12 protein-coding genes and 1 pseudogene are annotated in these 18,966 nt (G+C 67.0%); 4 read left to right on the top strand and 9 right to left on the bottom strand.

The window, feature by feature from the left end; translation table 11 throughout:
- Position 1: 1 nt before the first annotated feature.
- The 3 genes from IG171_RS17420 to dcd form a co-directional block, all read right to left on the bottom strand.
- Positions 2-3,046 (bottom strand): Na+/H+ antiporter subunit A, encoded by a 3,045-nt coding sequence (locus tag IG171_RS17420; RefSeq protein ID WP_212131768.1) that lies wholly within the window; start codon positions 3,044-3,046, stop codon positions 2-4.
- 173 nt (positions 3,047-3,219) lie between these two features.
- A complete protein-coding gene (locus tag IG171_RS17415; protein ID WP_249203789.1) occupies positions 3,220-4,347 on the bottom strand; it encodes a hypothetical protein in 1,128 nt (375 codons plus the stop codon).
- Complete coding sequence (gene dcd / locus IG171_RS17410) at positions 4,344-4,922, bottom strand: dCTP deaminase (protein WP_212128578.1); 579 nt, start codon at positions 4,920-4,922, stop codon at positions 4,344-4,346. Before dcd ends, IG171_RS17415 begins: the two co-directional genes overlap by 4 nt.
- A 655-nt stretch (positions 4,923-5,577) precedes the next feature.
- On the opposite strand from dcd, the gene IG171_RS17405 reads away from it, so the two are divergent.
- The 3 genes from IG171_RS17405 to IG171_RS17395 are packed head-to-tail and all read left to right on the top strand — an operon-like array spanning position 5,578 to position 8,975.
- Positions 5,578-6,879, top strand: coding sequence for an LPXTG cell wall anchor domain-containing protein (locus IG171_RS17405; RefSeq protein ID WP_212128577.1), 1,302 nt, complete (start codon positions 5,578-5,580; stop codon positions 6,877-6,879).
- Between the two features lie 6 nt (positions 6,880-6,885).
- Positions 6,886-7,962 carry an ABC transporter gene (locus tag IG171_RS17400; RefSeq protein ID WP_212128576.1) on the top strand — a complete coding sequence of 359 codons (1,077 nt, stop codon included), beginning with the start codon at positions 6,886-6,888 and terminating at the stop codon, positions 7,960-7,962.
- A 53-nt stretch (positions 7,963-8,015) separates the two neighbouring features.
- Entirely contained in the window at positions 8,016-8,975 is a 960-nt protein-coding gene (locus IG171_RS17395; RefSeq protein WP_212128575.1) for a hypothetical protein, read from the top strand.
- Between the two features lie 123 nt (positions 8,976-9,098).
- On the opposite strand, the gene IG171_RS17390 is transcribed toward IG171_RS17395, so the two are convergent.
- From IG171_RS17390 to mmsB, 3 genes and pseudogenes are all read right to left on the bottom strand, one after another.
- Positions 9,099-11,087, bottom strand: a complete 1,989-nt coding sequence (locus tag IG171_RS17390; protein ID WP_212128574.1) for an NHL domain-containing thioredoxin family protein — start codon at positions 11,085-11,087, stop codon at positions 9,099-9,101.
- A 136-nt stretch (positions 11,088-11,223) separates the two neighbouring features.
- Complete coding sequence (locus tag IG171_RS17385) at positions 11,224-11,964, bottom strand: YggS family pyridoxal phosphate-dependent enzyme (protein WP_212128573.1); 741 nt, start codon at positions 11,962-11,964, stop codon at positions 11,224-11,226.
- Positions 11,965-12,213: 249 nt separating this feature from the next.
- Positions 12,214-13,134, bottom strand: a pseudogene (gene mmsB, locus IG171_RS17380) (3-hydroxyisobutyrate dehydrogenase); the annotation flags it as partial.
- Between the two features lie 124 nt (positions 13,135-13,258).
- Between mmsB and IG171_RS17375 the strand changes: the two are divergent.
- A complete protein-coding gene (locus tag IG171_RS17375) occupies positions 13,259-14,134 on the top strand; it encodes a LysR family transcriptional regulator (protein WP_212128571.1) in 876 nt (291 codons plus the stop codon).
- A 109-nt stretch (positions 14,135-14,243) separates the two neighbouring features.
- On the opposite strand, the gene IG171_RS17370 is transcribed toward IG171_RS17375, so the two are convergent.
- The 3 genes from IG171_RS17370 to IG171_RS17360 form a co-directional block, all read right to left on the bottom strand.
- Positions 14,244-14,990, bottom strand: a complete 747-nt coding sequence (locus tag IG171_RS17370; protein ID WP_212128570.1) for a 3-hydroxybutyrate dehydrogenase — start codon at positions 14,988-14,990, stop codon at positions 14,244-14,246.
- 131 nt (positions 14,991-15,121) lie between these two features.
- Positions 15,122-16,468, bottom strand: coding sequence for an MFS transporter (locus IG171_RS17365; protein ID WP_283091835.1), 1,347 nt, complete (start codon positions 16,466-16,468; stop codon positions 15,122-15,124).
- A 302-nt stretch (positions 16,469-16,770) separates the two neighbouring features.
- Positions 16,771-18,828: a cytochrome c oxidase assembly protein gene (locus tag IG171_RS17360; protein ID WP_212128569.1), complete on the bottom strand. Its 2,058-nt coding sequence runs from the start codon at positions 18,826-18,828 to the stop codon at positions 16,771-16,773.
- Positions 18,829-18,966 lie beyond the last annotated feature (138 nt).

The raw sequence follows: 18,966 nt of genomic DNA, 5'->3' as shown, positions 1-18,966 counted from the left end.
CTCACAGTCGGCCCCCTTCCGCACCGTTGTCGACGTCGAGCTCATTGACCCGGTCCATGATCTCGGACACGGCGCGGTGTTCGGCGGTGGAGCCCAAGTTCTCGGAGAAGTTGATGTTGTCGTGGATGCGGTGGGCCAGCATCATCTCGTCGCGTTCCTGATGCAGATCGACCTCGGCGCCCAGGGAGCGGAGGATGTCGAGCATGAGGCCGATGACGATGAGGTAGACGCCGATGTCGAAGAAGGTCGAGGTGCCGAACGACAGGTGTCCCAGGAGCGGCACATCGCCTTCGATGTAGGCGGAATCGAAGACCGTATCTCCCCACACCCAACCGCAGATGACGGTGCCGATGGCGGTGACGAGACCGGTGCCGAGCATCGCCGAGGGAGTGAACGGGGCCGCCTCGGCGAGTTCGTACTTGCCTCCGGCCAGATAGCGCACGACGAGGGCGAGGCCGGCGACGAGGCCGCCCGCGAAGCCGCCGCCGGGATCGTTGTGGCCGGCGAAGAGGAGGTAGACGGAGAAGACGACGACGGCGTGGAAGATCAGGCGCGCGGTGACCTCGAGGATGATGGACCGGTTGCGCGGGGCCAGGGTCCGGCCGGCGATGAGCCAGGACACGCGCTTCTGCGACAGGTCCTCGCGCTCGGGGTGGTGGAGGTCGGCGACCTCCTCGGACACGGGCTGGAAGCGGATCCGGCCGGCCGCCTCGGTGCCGTCCCTCTTCCGCTCGAATCGGTGCAGGTGCCCCTCGCGTCCGCGGACGAAGATGAGTCCGGCGACTCCGGTGCCGGCGGCCACGAGCACGGAGATCTCGCCCATGGTGTCCCAGGCGCGGATGTCGACGAGGGTGACGTTGACGATGTTCTTGCCGTGGCCGATCTCGTAGGCGAGCTGGCCGAAGTCCGTCGAGACGGGATCGGCCACGCGCACTCCCGCGGCGATGAGGACCACGAGCATCATCGTGATCCCCACGGCTCCGCCGATGATCGCCCGCCAGGCCGGGGTGAAGCGGCCGGTGGACTCGCCGATGCGGGCCGGCAGGCGGCGGAGGACGAGGACGAAGACGACGATCGTGATGGTCTCGACCAGCACCTGTGTCAGGGCCAGATCGGGGGAGCCGACGAAGGCGAAGTAGGCGACCATGGCATAGCCGGAGATGCCGGTGACGACGACGGCGGTGAAGCGCTTCTTCGCCCTGGTCGCCGCGATCGCGACGATGATGAGGACGGTGGCGACGATGAGGTCGAGCGGGGTGTCGGCCAGTCGGAACTCGATGTTCCAGGTGTCGTTGACGATCACGGCCAGCCCGATCCCGGCGACCAGGACGAGGTAGACCACGCCCTGGTAGAAGGGCAGGGAACCGCGCTGGGTGCGTGCGGTGACCCACAGGGCCAGCGCTTCCATCCAGCCGATCATCTTCCGGTACAGCTCGTGGAAGTCGATTCCCGACGGCAGGGTCGTCTGCACCCTGGCGAACGGTCGGCGGAAGATGAAGAGCGCGACACCGGCGACGATCGTCACGGCCGAGAACGCCAGCGCCGGTTCGAGTCCGTGCCACAGCGCCAGGTGGTAGCTGCCGTCCCCGACGTCCACGGCCGGCAGCGCGGAGGTCCAAGCGGTGAAGTAGCCGTCGAGGAGTCCGGCCCCCGGGCCCAGGGCCAGGGTGAGCACGGTGAGGAGCAGCGGGGAGATCACGAGCGTGAGCTTCTCGTCGCGGCGGGCGATGTCGTCGACGCCGGGCTTCGAGGAGAAGGCGCCCCAGACGAAGCGGGCCGAGTAGGCGACGGTGAGGATCGAACCGATCATGATGCCGATGAAGGCGATGACCGTGGCCTTGTCCGGAGACGTCAGCAGGGTCGAGTACACGGCTTCCTTCGCGACGAAGCCGAACATCGGGGGCAGCCCCGCCATCGAGGCGGCCGCGATCGTCGCGCACACGGCCACGACGGGGAAAGCCTTCCAACCGCCGGAGAGCTTCGTCAGGTCGCGGGTGCCGGCGCGGTGGTCGATGATGCCCACGCACAGGAACAGGCAGGACTTGAACAGGGCGTGGGCGATGAGCAGGCCCAGCGCCGCTTTCGTGATGTCGGGGGTGCCGAAGGAGGCCATGGTGGTGAGGAAGCCCAGCTGGGAGACCGTGCCGAAGGCCAGCAGCAGTTTGAGGTCGGTCTGCTTCAGGGCCTGCCAGCCGCCGATGAACATGGTCAGCAGGCCCAGCGTCAGCAGCACCTCCGACCAGCCGGGAAGGTTGTTGTAGCCCGGCGCCAGACGCAGCACCAGGTAGATTCCGGCCTTGACCATGGCCGCGGCGTGAAGGTAGGCACTGACCGGGGTGGGGGCGGCCATCGCGCCCGGCAGCCAGAAGTGGAAGGGCATGAGCGCGGACTTCGAGATCGCGCCGATGAGGATGAGGATGATCGCGGAGATGATGACCGGACCGGTGTCCATGCCCAGCTGGGCGCGGTCGACCAGCGCCGAGATGCGTCCGGTGCCCGTGGCGGTGATGAGCAGGACCATGCCCACGAGCATGGCCAGGCCGCCGGCGGTGGTGACGATCAGCGCCTGCAGAGCCGCCTGGCGGGAGCGGCGTCGTGATTGGCTGTGGCCGATGAGCAGGTAGGAGAAGACGGTGGTGCCTTCCCAGAACAGGTAGAGCATGAGCAGCTCGTCGGCGATGACGAGACCGTACATCATGGCGGCGAAGGCCATGAAGATGCCGGCGAACCGGGCCAGGCCGGGTTCGTCGGGCGGGAAGTAGCGAGCGCAGTAGACGAAGACGAGTGCTCCGATGCCGGTCACGAGCAGCGTCATGATCCAGGAGAGCACGTCGAGGCGGAAGACTCCCTCGAGGCCGAGCGCCGGCAGCCAGTCGAGGCTCTCGACGAGGGGCTGCGCGTGCGGACTGAAGAGGTCGGGGATCGTCGACAGGCTGTAGAGCAGTCCGGTCAACGGGACGAGGGCGAGGAGGAAGAAGCCGCTGCGGCCGAGGAGGCGAACCAAGGGGTAGGCTATGACAGAAGCGCCGAAGAAGGCACCTGTCATGGCTATCACCGGCAGCCACCTCCGTCATTTGCCTGGAAAAGGTTCGTAGCCTTATTTTTGCACGAGCAGGACTCGTTTCCCCAATCAGGCAAGCTCTGGTAAGAAGCCTCCTCGCCCGTCATGGCGGGCCTGAGACCGTCTGCGGATTGATTTTGCGAAGACGGCGGGCCGGGCTATTCGCGCAGCTGCCGACTGGTCACCAGGAAACCGTTCTCGTCCAGGCCCACCCCATCGCAGCCGACGAGGAGTTCGGCACCGATCGCGTCGGTCAGTCGAGCGACCTCGCCTCGCATCCGCCGGAACCGGCGCCCCAGACCCGGCATGTAGCGACGGGACTCGGTGTCCATCCAATGCACGTGGTATTCGATCTGCGGAGAGTTCGAGTGGGCAGCGATGATCGGCGGCACCCATTCGGCCTCCATCACCCGGATCTCGAGGCCGCCGGCGGCCTCGGAGATCTCCCCGAGAGGGACGAGGAGGGCATAGCCGTCGAGGATGACGGGGGCGGAGGGATCGAAGAGCGGGTCGTCGATGCTCACCTGCGCCAGCACATCCTCGTCGGGGGTCGGCAGCGCCTGCTGGAAGGCGTGTGGGGCGTGCCGACGCACGAAGTCCAGCGCCACGTTCGGCTCCAGCCAGTAGGGCGAGTAGATGTAGAGGTCGACCTTCGCATCGGGGTCGGGGACGATCACACGTGTGGACATCTCGGGCTCATCGGCCAGGCGGACACCGGTGTGCAGGCGGGAGGCGATCGAGAGCATGAGGCTGAGCATCCGCTCCTCCTCCCGTTCGGGCATTCCGGCCGGGAAGGCCTTGTGGAGTCCGTCGGCATCGGCGAACCATTCCGGAGGCGGGACGGGCTGGCGATCGCGGGGGCAGTCGAGCACGAGGGCGTGACGGGCCCAGTCGGGGACCTCGAGCGCGGCGGCGTCGGCGGGCTCGAGGGCGACGCCGGCGCTCAGCCGGGAGTGCCGGCTCAACCGCATCTGTCCGTGCCCGTCCAGTCGCGGGGGCAGATCCGGCAGCTTGTTGTGGATGAGCGCGAGGACATCGGAGACCTCGACCCCGTCGTCGAGGAGGAGCAGGTGGAATCCCCGCAGATCCGCCGAGGTGGGGGTCTCGACCGGAACAGAGGCCCCGTGCCCGCCGTATCCGGGTCTGCCGGTCGACGGCATCCCGGTCCGGCGGCGACCGGTGGCGGTGGCCTCGGGAGCGGCCGATGAGCCTGCGCCGGTGGACTGTTCGCGGGCGGCGCGTTCGGCGGCTTCACGTTGCAGCCGCAGTTCGCGGCGGGTGATCACATGCCCCTCCGGTAGAAGTTGAGATGCGAACGGGAGGCGGTCGGACCGCGCTGACCCTGGTACCGGTTGCCCGTGGCCTGCGAACCGTAGGGGTGGACCGCCGAGGAGCTGAGACGGAAGAAGCACAGCTGTCCGATCTTCATTCCCGGCCACAGTGTGATCGGAAGGGTCGCGACATTGGACAGCTCCAGAGTGACGTGTCCGCTGAACCCGGGATCGATGAAGCCGGCGGTCGAGTGCGTGAGCAGGCCGAGCCGACCCAGCGACGACTTGCCCTCGAGGCGGGCGGCCACGTCATCGGGCAGGGTCACGAGCTCGTGGCTGGAGGCGAGGACGAACTCGCCGGGGTGGAGGACGAACGGCTCACCGGGAGCGGCCTCGACGTAACGCGTGAGTTCGGGCTGCTCGAGGCTGGGATCGATGACGGGGTATTTGTGATTGTCGAACAGCCGGAAGTACCGGTCCAGGCAGACATCGACGCTGGCCGGCTGGATCAGCGACGGGTCATAGGGATCGAGACCGATGCGGCCGGAGTCGAGCTCGGCGCGGATGTCGCGGTCGGAAAGCAGAGTCACGTATCCGATGGTAGCCGTTCCGCCGCCCGCACGCTCGAATCACCATCCCCGCAGTGCCTCGGAACCCGCCGAGGCCGATCCACGGGCGCGTCGTTGCACGGCGGGCGGCGGCGAGGGTGCCCGAGGAGGCGTGGGAGAGGGCACTCGCTCGGACGGGTGGGCACGCGGTCGAGAAGGCGGTCAGGCAATCAGTCAGGCAGCGGCCGAGGAAGCGATCAAACAAGCGACACGCCCAAACAAGATCACAAACTGATAACGATTCCGGCATTTTATGCTGGTTTTTCCCCGTGTGTCGCCCCACAGCGACTGGTGAATGCTTTAGAGTGATGAGCTGTACGGACCCGCGCACGATGGTGCCTTCCCCTTCTTAAGCCAAGGAATGCCGGGAGTCCCATCGCCTTTCGTGGGTAGACAACAATCGAAAGGCATTACTGTGAAGACCTCGCGTCTTGTGCTTGCCCCCGCAGTAGCCGTTGCAATGACAGGCCTTGCGAGCGCCCCGGCGTTCGCAGCCACTGAGTCCACCGCTTCGGTATCTCCGACATCGGTCTGCGCCCAAAGCGGCGAGCAGTCATCGAGCGACTCCGAAGACTCCGAATCGGATTCTTCGGTTCCCGACGAGTCGGATCCACAGGCGACCCTTGAGCAGTCGCAGGTGACCCGGACCGACATCGCGAACAAGAAGGAGGGAATCGGCTTCTCCGGAACCGGATTCTCCCCGGACCAGAAGGCCACTGTCACCGTTGTCGGCACCGATGGCACCGAATACTCGCCGGAGCAGAAGCTCACGGTCGATGAGAAGGGTCAAGTGTCCGGCACGTACTACTTCTCCGTGACCGAGGACGCCAAGGTCCCCGTCGGGAAGTACTCGCTCTACCTCACCGACCTCAAGTCCGAGACCGACTCCTCGAAGGTGACCTTCGAGGTCGTCTCCGACGACTCCGAAGTCGACGATCCGGCCGGCAATGACGACTGTGAGACGACCACCGCGCCGGCCGACGATGGAGATTCCTCGGAGTCGGCGTCGGAGACTCCTTCCGAAACACCGTCGGATTCCGAGACGCCGTCGGAGACTCCTTCCGAGACCGACACGTCGAAGCCCACGGAGACCGAAACCGAGAAGCCTTCGGAATCGAGCACTCCGAGTCCGTCGAAGACCGACGACGACAAGGACCGCGCCAGGCGCCTCAACCCGGGCCCGGCCAAGCAGCCCACGGGCGATGACGCCAAGTCCGATGACGAGGGCGCGTCTGACGACGACGCCAAGGCCGACGACGAAGGCTCGTCTGACAACGACGCGAAGTCCGATGATGACGCGAACGCCGAAGACGACGACAAGGCCGAGACACCCGAGGGCAAGGCTCCGGAGACCGACGAGGACACCGAGGACTCCGGCGCTTCCGAGGACGAACAGTCCGAAGGCCAGTCGTCCGAGTCCACCGGGCCGGCCAGCCCCGGATCCGAGGACAAGAAGGAACCGGCCGCTGCCAAGCAGGCTCTGTCCATCGATCCGACCGAGATCAGCTCCGAGGACTTCCTCAACGAGGGCATCAAACTCGGCGTCACCGGCGCCCAGCCCGGTGAGAAGATCACGATCACGGTCGAGCATGCCCAGGGCAAGGTCGATCGCTACACGATGACCAAGGAAGCCGATTCCGAGGGCAAGGCCACCTTCGGTGTCCAGGCCAAGGTCAAGGCCGTGCTCGGAACCTACAACGTCCGCGCCCAGGCCGAGAGCTTCGACGAGCCCCAGGGCGGAAGCTTCACGGTGCTGACCAACGGCACCGCGGTCGACGAGGACGGCAACGGCTCGGATTCCGCCGGCAGCGATCTGCCGCGCACCGGTGCCGAGATGACAGGACTGGCGCTGGGCGTCGGTCTGCTCGCCGTCGGTGCGGCAGCAGTCATCATCACCCGTCGGCGGATGAACGCCACCGACGACCCGGCGGAGTTCTAAACTGAATTGAACGATGAATTGTCCCTCGCGGGGCTGCAGCTCGACAGACGCGAGATCGACCTCGGACGTCTGCGAGCAGGGACAATGCTCGGGATCATGGGCAGCCCGGACAGCACCACCTCGGTGGTGCTGTCCGTGGCCGCCCTGCCCCACGTCGCACCACCGCCACGCTTCCCGACCGGACGCCGGTCGGGTCGTCTGCGTGTGCGCAGGTGGATGAACAGCTATCTTCGCCACGCCGATGCCGGATCTGGGGAGGCGGCATCGGCGGCTGCTATGGCCGAATCGACCGCGCTGACGACCTTCGGGCTGCGGCCGGAGATTCTGCGGCGACGCATCGACGATCTCGATTCCGTCGACCGGGCCCGTCTTCGTCTGGCCGCGGCCTGGGCGAGCGGCGCGAAGTGGCTGACGCTCATCGATCCGTTCGCCTCGGTGCCGGGGCACCTGCGCACGGGGCTGCGCAATCGCTTCGCCGAACTCGTCGCTCACGACGGACGCGGTGTCGTGTTCAGCTCGAACTCTCTCACCGACCACACCATCGCCGAGGCGGGCGTGGCCGATATCGAGAAGGACCAGCTCGTCGCCCTCGGCTCCTTGGAGCAGGTCGTCAGTGAGCCCCGAGGATCGCTGCCGGCCGAACTCAGCGGCGTCAACGTCTATTCGGGGCTGGCGCGCAAGGGCTGGCTGTCCATCGGCCATTCGGCCGTGCGCGCCCGCACCGAACTCGACGGGAAGGTCTTCGTCACCCTCGGTTGGCGCGCCGCGCGGCTGTCGTTGGATGAGCACGACCCGGCGTTCACCTCGGCGACGGTGTTCGAAGCGATCGTGACCGGGCTGCGCGATCGCGGTTCCTGCCTGCAGGCGAAACTGTCCCCGGTCGACACCGAGATGGGGCTCGCCCTCGATGTCGACCTGGCCGATCTCGCCGGGGTCACCGGCGGCAGCACCGAGGCCGGGTTCGGAGTGATCCATCCGGGGCTGGGCTCGACGATCGCGCAGCTGCGCGCCAACGTCCGGGTCGGCACCCATGTCTTCGTCGAGGTCGACACCTCAGCGCTGCATGCCTACTCGGTTGAGTGAGGTCCGGCGGATACACTTGACACTGCTCCGTCCCCGACCGAATCAGGAGAGCCATGCGAACCTCGCGCAAGCTTCTGATCTCGGCGCTGACGATCATCGTCCTCACGGTCGCGGCGGTTCCCCTCATCAACCTCACCGTCTACACTCCGGCCAGGGCCGCTGAGGCCTATATCGACGCGCTTGAGGACGGGGACGCCCAACGGGCCTTCTCCTATCTGTCCGCGCCGACTCCGTCATCGACGTTGGCGCTGAGCAGCGAGGTGCTCTCGGCCGCGCCCGACCTGCCGCGGGAGCCCGAAGCCGAGACCGTCTCCGTCGACGGCGAACAGGCGAAGGTCCGCCTCAGCTACAACCTGTCCTCGCAGGAGCGGACCATCGATCTGACCATGGTCAAATTGCCTGCGAGCGCAGGCCTCTTCGACCGCTGGGCCATCGAGCAGAAGGAATGGCCGACCCTGGCCCTCGACGTCTCGGGCTCGTCGACGGCGACGGTCAACGGCTACGGCGTCAGCGCCGGCTCCGTTCCCGTGCTGTTTCCGGCCAGCTACCTCGTCGGCTTCGACGCGACCTACCTCAAATCGAAATCCGAACGCGCCGAGGTGACCGCCCCCGGCGACTCCCCCACCGTCAAGCTCTCGCCCGAGCCGACGGCCAAGCTCGAAGACACCGTGACCGAGCAGGTCACCGAGCATCTCGAGGACTGTGTGAAAGCGAAGACGCTCATGCCCGCGGGCTGTGTCTTCGGCTACGACACCGACAACGAGATCATCGGCGACATCTCCTGGTCGCTCGAGCGCAGACCGGAGATCAGCCTCACTTCCTCAGGCAACGACCTCGAGCTCACTCCTTCGACCGTGGAGGTCCGGGTCAAGGGGCGCTACCGGGACATCGTCACCGCGGCCGAGCACGATCTCGACGAGAAGCTCTCCTTCGTCCTCGGCGGCTCGGTCGTCGTCAAGTCCTCCCAGGTCAGCTTCGAACCGCGACGCATGGGCGACATCTCGGTCGTGTGAGCGCGGGCCGACGCCCGCTTGTGGTCGCTGCGCCGAGGCGAGCAGCTCGATTCGTCGAATTCACCTCGGCGCAGTGACCACAAACGGGGGCGCTCCGGAGGCCGCGGGACCGTGCGGGACGCCTCAGGCTCCGCGGAGGTCGAGGTGGAGCTCCCTCGGCGCCGAGTCCTTGAGCTCGACGGGGATGCCCCAGTCCTGCTGGTAGAGATGGCAGGCCGCGTGGAGCGGGATCTCTCCGCCGGGCTCACCGTCACAGGCGGCGGCGCGAGCGGTCACATGGAGCACGCCGCCGTCGAGGTCGCGGTTGATGACGATGTCGCGGCTGAGCCCTTCGGCTCCCCCGTCGCCGGAGACGAGAAGTTCCGGTGGTGTGGCGGAGACCTGCAGGAAGGTGGGATCGCCCCACCGATCGTCGAGTTTCTGACCGGCCGGAACGGTGAAGCTCACGCCGATCGTCACCGGCCCGGAGGCGATCTCGGTCGACGGCCGCTTCGTCGTCAGGGCGCCTTCGTCGACCTTCTGCGCGTCCTTGGGCAGTTTCACCCTGGTCAGCGCGTGGGCCGCGGATTCGACGACGAGGAGTTCGGCCTCGCGTGAGCCCTCTGCCCCGCTGGTCGCACCGGCGTCGATGACGAGGATGTCCGAGGGTTCGCGCAGCCCTCGGGCCAGCGTCGTGACCTCGTCGGTGGTCGGGTCGAAGCGGCGGATGGCGCCGTTGTAGGTGTCAGCGATCGCGATCGACCCGTCGGGCAGGCTGCGCACACCCAGCGGATGCTGGAGGCGGGCTTGGTCGGCCGGGCCGTCGCGGAAGCCGAAGTCGAAGAGGCCGACGCCGACGAGTGTCGCGACCTCTCCGGTGGCGGGGTCGAGGCGTCGGATCGCCGAGGTCTCGGAGTCGGCCACGAGCACCCTGCCGTCGGGGGCGAGATCGAGACCGGAGGACTGGGCGTACCAGGCGCTCTCGCCGTCTCCGTCGGTCAGCCCCTCATTCATCGTGCCCGAGAGCAGACGGATCGTGCCGTCCTGGGGGCGGAAGGACCAGATGGTGTGGTTGCCGGCCATCGCCACGACCACCTCGGCGGTGGCGGGGACGAAGAGGACGTCCCACGGCGAGGACAGCTTCACGTCACGCGCGGGTCCGTCGTATCGTCCCAGCTCACCGTGCTTGCCGCGGACGTTGTCGACGGCACCGACCATGTGCTGCTGCCCGGTGCCGGCGATCGTCGTCACGGTCTCGGTTTCGAGGTCGATCCCGCGCAGTGTGTGGTTGACGGTGTCGGCGACGACGAGCTGGTAGCCGACCTGCTCGGCAAGGTCATCGGGCAGCACCGTGATGCCGCCAGGTTCGCTGAAGGCCGCCGAGGCGAAGTCCCCGTCGACCCACCCGCGGGCGCCGGAGCCGATGCGGCGGATGATCGCGGCGCCGTCGGCGTCGTATTCGACGAGGCTGTGGTGACCGGAGTCGGCCACGAGCAGGTGCCCCGAGGGCAGCCTCGCGGTCTTGCCCGGGTAGAACAGGTCAGTCTCCGGGGCCGGCGGCGGGACATAGGGGCCGTCCCCGGAGTGGAGGGTGCCCTTGGCCGAATGCTCGGAGATGAGGCCCTCGATGATCTCGGTCAGCCCGGCGGCGTGGCCCTCGCCCGACATCGTCGCCACGAGGTAGCCCTCGGGGTCGATCACGGCCAGTGTCGGCCAAGCTCGGGCGGTGTAGGCCTGCCAGGTGATGAGGTCGGGGTCGTCGAGGACGAGGTGTTCGACCTGGTAGCGCTCCACGGCCTGGTCGACGGCCTCGACGGTGCGTTCGAACTCGAACTTCGGGGAGTGGACGCCGATGATGACGAGTTCCTTGGCGTACTTCTCCTCGAGCGGGCGCAGCTCGTCGAGGACGTGAAGGCAGTTGATGCAGCAGAAGGTCCAGAAGTCCAACAGGACGACCTTGCCGCGCAGGTCCGCCAGGGTCAGCTCCTTGCCACCGGAGTTCATCCACCGGCGGCCGATGAGTTCGGGGGCGCGGACCTTGACGTCATGCGTCGAGGACTTCGTCTGCGTCGCGGTTGCGCTGGTGCCCGCCGAGGCGGCGGTCGGGGTGGATTCTTCCGGGCTGCTGGTCATGACTCCATGATCGCAGATCCTGCGCCGAGGCGGCCTCCCCGGTGTCATCGTGTGACCGGCCCGGGCTCGGGACGGCCGGTCCCGGCTGGTCCGGTCCCGGCTGGGGCCGGGCGCGACAGGTACCGCGCCCGACCGCTTACGAGTAGTCGCGGGCCCCAAACACGCTCGAGCCGACGCGGACCATGGTCGCTCCCTCGGAGATCGCGAGCTCGAAGTCCCCGCTCATGCCCATCGACAGTTCGGTCGCCTCGGCGGGCATGACGCCCTTCTCCCGCAGCCGTTCGCTCAGTTCGCGCAGATCGGCGTAGCTGGGGCGGATCTCCTCGGCGCTGCTGCCGGGCAGGCCGATGGTCATCAGCCCGCGCAGCCGCATCCGTTCGAGCTCGCGGGTCTCGGCGATGAGGGCCTCGGCGTCTTCGGGGGCGACTCCGAACTTCGAGTCCTCGCGTGAGGTGTTGACCTGGACGAAGTATTCGACGGTCTCGTCGATCACCTCGAGGCGGTTGCTGATCTTCTCGGCGAGCGCGAGGTTGTCGACCGACTGGATGCAGCTGGCGTGACGCAGGGTGTGGTTGACCTTGTTCCTCTGCAGGGGCCCGATGAGGTGGGTCTCCGGGGCCAGGTCGGCCAACGCCTCGGCCTTGCCGACGATCTCCTGCACCTTGTTCTCGCCGATGAGCGTGAATCCGTGGTCGAGGGCCACTCGGATCTTCTCGGCCGGCTGCGTCTTCGTCGCCAGCATCACCTTCACCGCGTCACCGTCGCGGCCGCTCGCCTCGGCGGCGGCTCGGGCGCGTTCGGCCACCTCGTCGAGGTTGCCGGTGATGGCGGTGATGTCGTCCGGGGACAGCGTAAGGGTCGAATCAGGCGTACTCATGCCTCCAGTCTTCCACGAGCCCGCAGAAGTTTCAGATGCGGTGTGCCCTCCAGGCATCAGGACCGTCGGCTGGGGGTGATTCCGGAGTCGATCTGATCGCTCCTCGACGAACAGCGGTAGATCCGTGTCGACAGACGTCCGGAATTTCGACACGGATCTACCGGAGTTCGAACGTCCCTGTGCCGCAGACACCCAGGAAGCATCGGATGCGGGCACGTGGGAGCGGCCGGCGGCTCGGCCGGGCACGGGCTATTTCGGCAGGCCCTCGGCGTTCGGGTCGATGTTCTTGATCAGCGCCGAGGTGTCGAGGCCGCCGAGGTCGTCATCCACGAGCTTCTGCAGCTGGGCGTGGACGAGGGCGGCCGCGGGAAGGTCGACTCCCTGAGTCTCGGCACCGGCGAGCGCGAGCCCGACGTCCTTGTACATGAGGGCCGCGGCGAAGCCGGCCTTGAAGTCGTTGTTCGCCGCGGCGGTCTCGGTCACGCCGGGCACCGGGTACCAGGTGCGCAGCGGCCACGAATCACCCGAGGACACCTTCGCGATGTCGTAGAAGACCTTCTGATCGAGGCCGAACCGGTCAGCCAGCACGGCCCCTTCGACGACGCCTTGGAGGCTGATCGAGAGCATCATGTTGTTGACGATCTTCGCGGCCTGGCCGGCGGCCTCACCACCGGCGTGGAAGATATTGCCGGCCATCGCCTCGATGACGGGGCGGGCCTCGGCGACGTCCTCGTCGGTTCCGCCGAGCATGAAGGTCAGGGTGCCCGCCTCGGCGCCGCTGACGCCCCCGGAGACCGGGCCGTCGATGAGACGGAAACCGGCCTTGACCGCCTCGGCGTGGAGGACGCGGGCGGAGTCGAAGTCGATCGTCGAGGAGTCGACGAGGAGGGTCTTGGTGTCCGCATGGGCCAGGACGCCGTCGGGTTCGAGGTAGGCCGTGCGGGCGTGCTCTCCCTTGGGCAGCATGGTGAAGACGATATCGGCACCGGCGACCGCCTCGGCGATCGATCCCACGGGGTTGACGCCGTTCTTCGCGGCCGCGGCCACGGCCTCGGGCACGAGATCATATCCGTTGACGGTGTGACCGGCCTCGACCAGGTTCGCAGTCATCGGGCGGCCCATATTGCCCAGGCCCACCCATCCGATCGTCGACATAGTATGCCTCCTCGCATCATGTTCGTCTCTAACACAGTGTTCTCTCTCACACTACGCCAGTCAGGACGCAGCGATCCGCTGAGGCGCTCACCTATTCCGCACCGGTTATGTGCACGTACGCAGATAGAATGGGACGTCTATGGCCTCATATGCACCAGGCGGATCCGGTCAGCAGATCGCCCCGGAGGATCTGCTGACTCTGCTCGCCGTCGCTCGTCTGGGGAAGTTCACGGCCGCCGCCCACAGCCTCGGCCTCAATCACACGACCGTCTCGCGACGCATCACTGCGCTCGAGAAGGCCTATGGCGAGCGCGTGCTCGTGGCCTCCCCCGACGGTTGGGAGCTCAACGCCGCCGGGCGTCAGCTCCTGCCGATCGCCGAGGACATCGAGGCGGCACTCGGTCGGATCGATGCGCATGCGAGCTCCGCCCTGGCCGGCACGATTCGCCTGGCCTGTCCGCAGGCCTTCGCCCTCGAGTACGCGGTCCCGGCGCTGACCTCGCTGCAGCAGCGGCATCCGGGACTGCAGGTCGAACTCATCACCGCCACGCAGAGAGCCCGCCAGTATCGGTCCGGCGTCGACATCGAGGTCGTCGTGGGCCGCCCGGATGCCCCGCGGTCCGTCGCCAAGCACATCCGCGACTACCGGCTCCAGCTCTACGCCTCACAGGACTACATCGCTGCGCACAGCATGCCGCGGACCCTCGAAGGCCTGGCCGAACATCGGATGATCTACTACATCGAGAACTCGCTGCAGGTCGATGATCTCGACGAGGTGGCCGATGCCCTGCCCCGTGGGAACGGCTTCTTCCGTTCCACCTCGGTGCATGCGCATGTGCTCGCCACCTCCGAGGGGGTCGGGATCGGAATCCTGCCCGATTTCCTCGCCCGCGACAATTCGCGCCTGCTGCCGGTGCTGCCCGAGCAGTTCTCGAAACCGGTCTCGTACTGGGCCTCGGTCCGTCACGAGTCGCTGCGCAATTCCGGCGTCCGCAGCGTGCTCGAGGTCCTCTGACCCGCGTCTGGGTGCCGGCGCACGCCTTGGGTGCCGGGCCACGCCCGGATGCCGGGCCGCGGCCGGATGCCAGCCCCTGCCCGGGTGCCGGGCCACGACCGGGCAGGGTTCAGGCGGCGGACCAGCCTCCGTCGATGCTGTGGGCGCTGCCGTTGACGACGGCGGCGTGCTCACCGGCGAGGAAGAGCGCGATCGCCGCGATGTCATCGGGTTCGGCGAGCTTGGGCACCGCGGAATGTCCGAGGAAGACCTGATCGAGCACCTCGTCCTCGCTGATGCCGTTCGCCGTGGCCTGATCGGCGATCTGCCCCTTGACCAGGGGTGTGAGCACATATCCCGGGTTGATCGCGTTGCAGGTCACTCCGTGCGGACCGGCCTCGAGCGCGGTCGCCTTCGTCAGCCCCATGAGTCCGTGCTTGGCCGCGACATAGGCTGATTTGTTCGGCGAGGCGCGCAGCCCGTGGATGGACGAGAGGTTGATGATGCGACCCCAGCCGCGTTCGCACATCTTCGGCAGTGCGGCCTTGGTGAGCACGAACGGCGCCTCGAGCATGAGCGTGTTGATCAGCCGCCAGTCCTCGATCGGGAACTCGGTGATCGGGTGGATCCTCTGGATGCCGGCATTGTTGACGAGGATGTCGACGTCGAGGTCGACCCCGTCCAGCGCCGAGGTGTCCGCGAGGTTGACCGTCCAGGACTGACCTCCGATCTCGGCGGCCACGGCCTCCGCGGACTCCGCGTCGACATCGGCGACGACGACCTGGGCGCCGGCGTCGGCGAAGGCGCGGCTGATCGCCTTGCCGAGTCCGGAGGCGCCTCCGGTGACGAGTGCGCGGCGGTTCGCAAGTTCTGCCATGAGATGTCCCTTTCATGATTCAGATCAGCGGTGCGGTTCCATCATGCACCCGACAACGCAGCCGAGCGGTGCCGGTGGTGTCGCCGCCTTCGATCGGAAACGGGCACCCGAGCGATGTCATCGCCGAGCGGTCAGGCGACTCCGCGACGAACCTTGTCGGCGTGGTCGAGCGAGCGCAGGTCGATGCCCTTCGTCTCGCGGGTGAACAGGAGGGCGATGAACGAGACGGCCGCGGCGGCGGCCAGGTAGATCGCAATGGGCACCGAGGAGTCGAATCCCTGCAGCAGCGCGGTGGCGATGAAGGGGGCGAACGATCCGGCGACGATCGCGGTCACCTGGTAGCCGGTCGAGACACCGGAGTTGCGCATCCGGGTCGGGAACATCTCGGCCATGATCGCCGGCTGTCCGGCGTACATGAGCGCGTGGAAGACCAGACCCAGCAGCAGTGCGATGAAGATCGGACCGGCTTGGCCGGTGTCGTACATCGGGAACGCGAAGAAGCCCCATGTGGCGGTGAGCACGATGCCCACGCCGTAGGGCATTCTGCGGCCGATCCGGTCGGTGGCCGCGCCGACCAGCGGCACGAGGACCGCGTGGATCGCATGGGCGCCGAGCAGCAGGCCGAGGATCTCGCCGGATTCGATGTGGGCCTGGGTCGACAGGTACGTGATCGAGAACGTCACCACGAGGTAGTAGTGGATGTTCTCCACGAAGCGCAGCCCCATGGCGGAGAAGACCTCACGCGGGTAGCGCTTGAACACGGCCTTGACGCCGTAATCGACGCCTTCCTCGATCTCCTCGGACTGGACTTCGTCGAAGATCGGGGCGTCGGAGACACGGGTGCGGATGTAATAGCCGATGAGGACGATGACGGCTGAGAGCCAGAAGGCGACCCGCCAGCCCCAGGATTCGAACTGGGCATTGCTCAGCATCGAATTGAGCGCGAGGAGAACTCCTGTGGCGAGCAGGTTGCCCAGGGGAACGCCGGACTGCGGGAACGATGCCCAGAAACCGCGCTCCCTGTTCGGCGAGTGCTCGGCCACGAGCAGGACGGCACCGCCCCACTCGCCGCCGACGGCGAATCCCTGGACGATGCGCAGCAGCACGAGCAGGATCGGTGCCAGGGCGCCGATCGCCGCATAGGTCGGCAGGCAGCCCATGAGGAAGGTGGCGACACCGACGAGGATGATCGAGATCTGCAGCAGCTTCTTGCGCCCGTACTTGTCACCGAAGTGACCGAAGACGATTCCGCCGACCGGACGGGCGATGAAACCGACCGCATAGGTGGCGAAGCCGGCGAGAATCGGCGTCAGCGGATCGTCCGAGGGCGGGAACAGAACGTGGAACACCAATGTGGCTGCGGTTGCGTAGAGGAAGAACTCGTACCACTCGACGACCGTTCCGGCCATCGAGGCGACGACGACCTTGCGCAGCTGAGCGCGGATCGCCTTCTTCTCGGTGCTGTTCTGGGAACTCATGAGACTCCTTCGATTCCACAATCCGCGTCACCTTTGATTGCGCGAATTGCCTGGCACGTGGTCCGACGGCCGCTCGGCCCGGGCATCACCGACCGCTTCGATGCGGCTGAAGGCACCGGGACGGTCCTCGGCACTTCGGCTGCCCGGACACTTCTGGCCCAAGCATCAGTGTGCGTCACATTACAGTCTTTTGGGAAGTTCCTGGGCATGATCCGAGAATTTTCGCTGCACATTCGCGCACACCCGTTGTGCGTCTGCGAGGCCGCGCGCCGCCGACCAGCGGCACCGGCAGCAGGCAGAGCTCAGCGCCGGCGGTGGTCGAGCTTCGAGTCGCGCTCGGCCATCGAGGCGAGCATCTCGTTGTAGGCTCGCAGCTCGGCGTCATCGGTGCGGTTCTCGCGGCGGTCGATGCGCTTGGCCTCCCGATCCGAGGACTTCGCCCACTGCACGGCGACCATGATCGCCACGAACAGGGTCGGGAACTCGCCGATGCCCCACGCGATGCCCCCACCGAGCTGCTGGTCCTCGATCGCGGTATAGCCCCAATCGGCTCCGATATTGCCGAACCAGTCGCCGGCGATGAGCACGTTCGAGCTCATCAGCGAGATGCCGAAGAAGGCGTGGAAGGCCATGGTCACCAGCAGCATCACCAGCCGCAGAGGATAGGCGGGACGCTTGACCCCGGGGTCGATGCCGATGAGCGCCTGAGCGAAGAGATACCCAGCACCGAGGAAGTGCGCGATCATCAGTTCGTGCCCGATGTGAGTGTCCAGGGCGTAGTACATGATGCCCGAGTAGTAGAAGACGATGAGGGAGCCGGCGAAGTTCACACTGGCCACGATCGGATGGGCGAAGAAGCGCAGGTACGGGGTGTGGACGAGCCAGAGCACCCATTCGCGCACACCGGCCGAGCCATCGCGCCGGGCCTTCGTCGCGCGCATGAGCATGGTGATCGGCGCGCCCAGGACCATCGGCAGGGGCACGAGCATGACCAGCAGCATGTGCTCGATCATGTGCGAGGAGAACTGCACCTCACCGTAGACCCGAGGTCCGCCCGAGGTCACGTAGATGAGGAAGACCATCCCGATCAGCCAGCTGATCAGGCGCAGCACGGGCCACCGGTCGCCTCGGCGGCGGAGATCGACGAAGGCGACGATATAGGCGATCGAGGTCCCCACAGCGATCGCGATCCACAGCGGATCGATCGCCCATTCGGTGAAGAAGCGTGCGAAGTCGGGCTTCGGCGGGAGCGGATCGCCGGTCAGTATCTCGGCCGGCGTGGGGTTGCCCACGGGTTCCTGCGGCACCGGCGGCTGTGACCTGGCCAGCGCCACCGCCAGTCCCATGGTCGCACCGAACACGATGAACTCGACGATGATGAGGCGCCAGAACTCCACCGTCGCCGAGGCGGCCGTGCCCAATCGTGCGATGACGAAGCGACGATGCCAGAATCCGATGAGGCCCAGCAGAACCGTCGCGACCGCTTTCGCGACGATGACCTCCCCGTAGGCAGTCATGAGATCGTCGAGGTCGTGCACGCGCAGGGCCGCGTTGACGATTCCGGAGAAGACGACGAGGCCGAAGGCGACGAGCGCGATCGTCGAATAGCGCTCGACGACCGATCTGAGGTTCTTCGACTCCGCCAGTCGTCCTCCGAGCAGGGCGATGACGAGGAGTCCGCCCAGCCAGATCGTCGCACCGAAGATGTGGAGCCCGAGGCTGTTGACGGCCTGCGTGTGCCCGGAGGCTTCGGCCGAGTGGCCCATGAGCGCCAGCGGGATCATGACTCCGACGCCGAGGACTCCGGCGACGGCGATGGCGATGTGCGAGCGGGTGCCGAAGCACAGCGTCGACACGATCGCGATGAGGACGACGATGAGCACCCACAGCTGACCGTAGGCGATCTGGGTGACGAAGACGCCGAGCTGGTTCGAGAAGTCGAGATAGGCCTGGGCGCCGACGGTGTCGACGAAGGAGAAGACGAGGACGGAGGCCGCGGCCAGAGTCCACACCACAGAGGAGTATTCGGCGATCCTAAGCGCTTTCGTCCACAGCGGATCGAGCGGCAGGTCCTCGGCCTCGGTCCTATGCCGGCGATCGCGCCCGCCGGCCGTGCGCGGCAGGATGAGCACGGCGAACATGAGCGCCCCGACCGTCAGCGACATCGCGATGTTGAACAGGAACTTCGCCGCGGGCAGGCCGAAGCGGACGACGGTTCCGGGATCGTTGAGCAGAGTGGGGTTCGCGGCACCGGTGAAGAACAGTGCGGCCACGCCGACGCAGAAGCCGAGGAGGACCACGATGGGAACGGCGGCCCTCTGGGTGAAACGAGTGATCGGCTCGAAGACTGGAGAACTCACTGCGCGCGGACCACCCCTTCTGACATGATTCATAGGATATCGCTCGCCCGATGGACTCAGCCAGTCAGAAGACCGCGCAGTGGCCGAGATCTCGGGGCAGCCTCGGCGGGGGTGGGGTGGCTTCGCAGGCGCGGACCA

The sequence above is a fragment of the Brevibacterium sp. SMBL_HHYL_HB1 genome (genome assembly GCF_018208375.1).
GTDB classification, from domain to species: domain Bacteria; phylum Actinomycetota; class Actinomycetes; order Actinomycetales; family Brevibacteriaceae; genus Brevibacterium; species Brevibacterium intestinavium.
Note: the sequence above shows the minus strand (reverse complement) of the source record. Positions and strands in the feature narration are given on the sequence as shown.

Bases quoted from the DNA above. Each gene is read 5' to 3' on its own strand.
- IG171_RS17420 (WP_212131768.1), bottom strand. From the start codon at position 3,046: ATGACAGGTGCCTTCTTCGGCGCTTCTGTCATAGCCTACCCCTTGGTT.
- IG171_RS17395 (WP_212128575.1), top strand. From the start codon at position 8,016: ATGCGAACCTCGCGCAAGCTTCTGATCTCGGCGCTGACGATCATCGTC.
- IG171_RS17390 (WP_212128574.1), bottom strand. From the start codon at position 11,087: ATGACCAGCAGCCCGGAAGAATCCACCCCGACCGCCGCCTCGGCGGGC.
- IG171_RS17385 (WP_212128573.1), bottom strand. From the start codon at position 11,964: ATGAGTACGCCTGATTCGACCCTTACGCTGTCCCCGGACGACATCACC.
- IG171_RS17375 (WP_212128571.1), top strand. From the start codon at position 13,259: ATGGCCTCATATGCACCAGGCGGATCCGGTCAGCAGATCGCCCCGGAG.
- IG171_RS17370 (WP_212128570.1), bottom strand. From the start codon at position 14,990: ATGGCAGAACTTGCGAACCGCCGCGCACTCGTCACCGGAGGCGCCTCC.
- IG171_RS17365 (WP_283091835.1), bottom strand. From the start codon at position 16,468: ATGAGTTCCCAGAACAGCACCGAGAAGAAGGCGATCCGCGCTCAGCTG.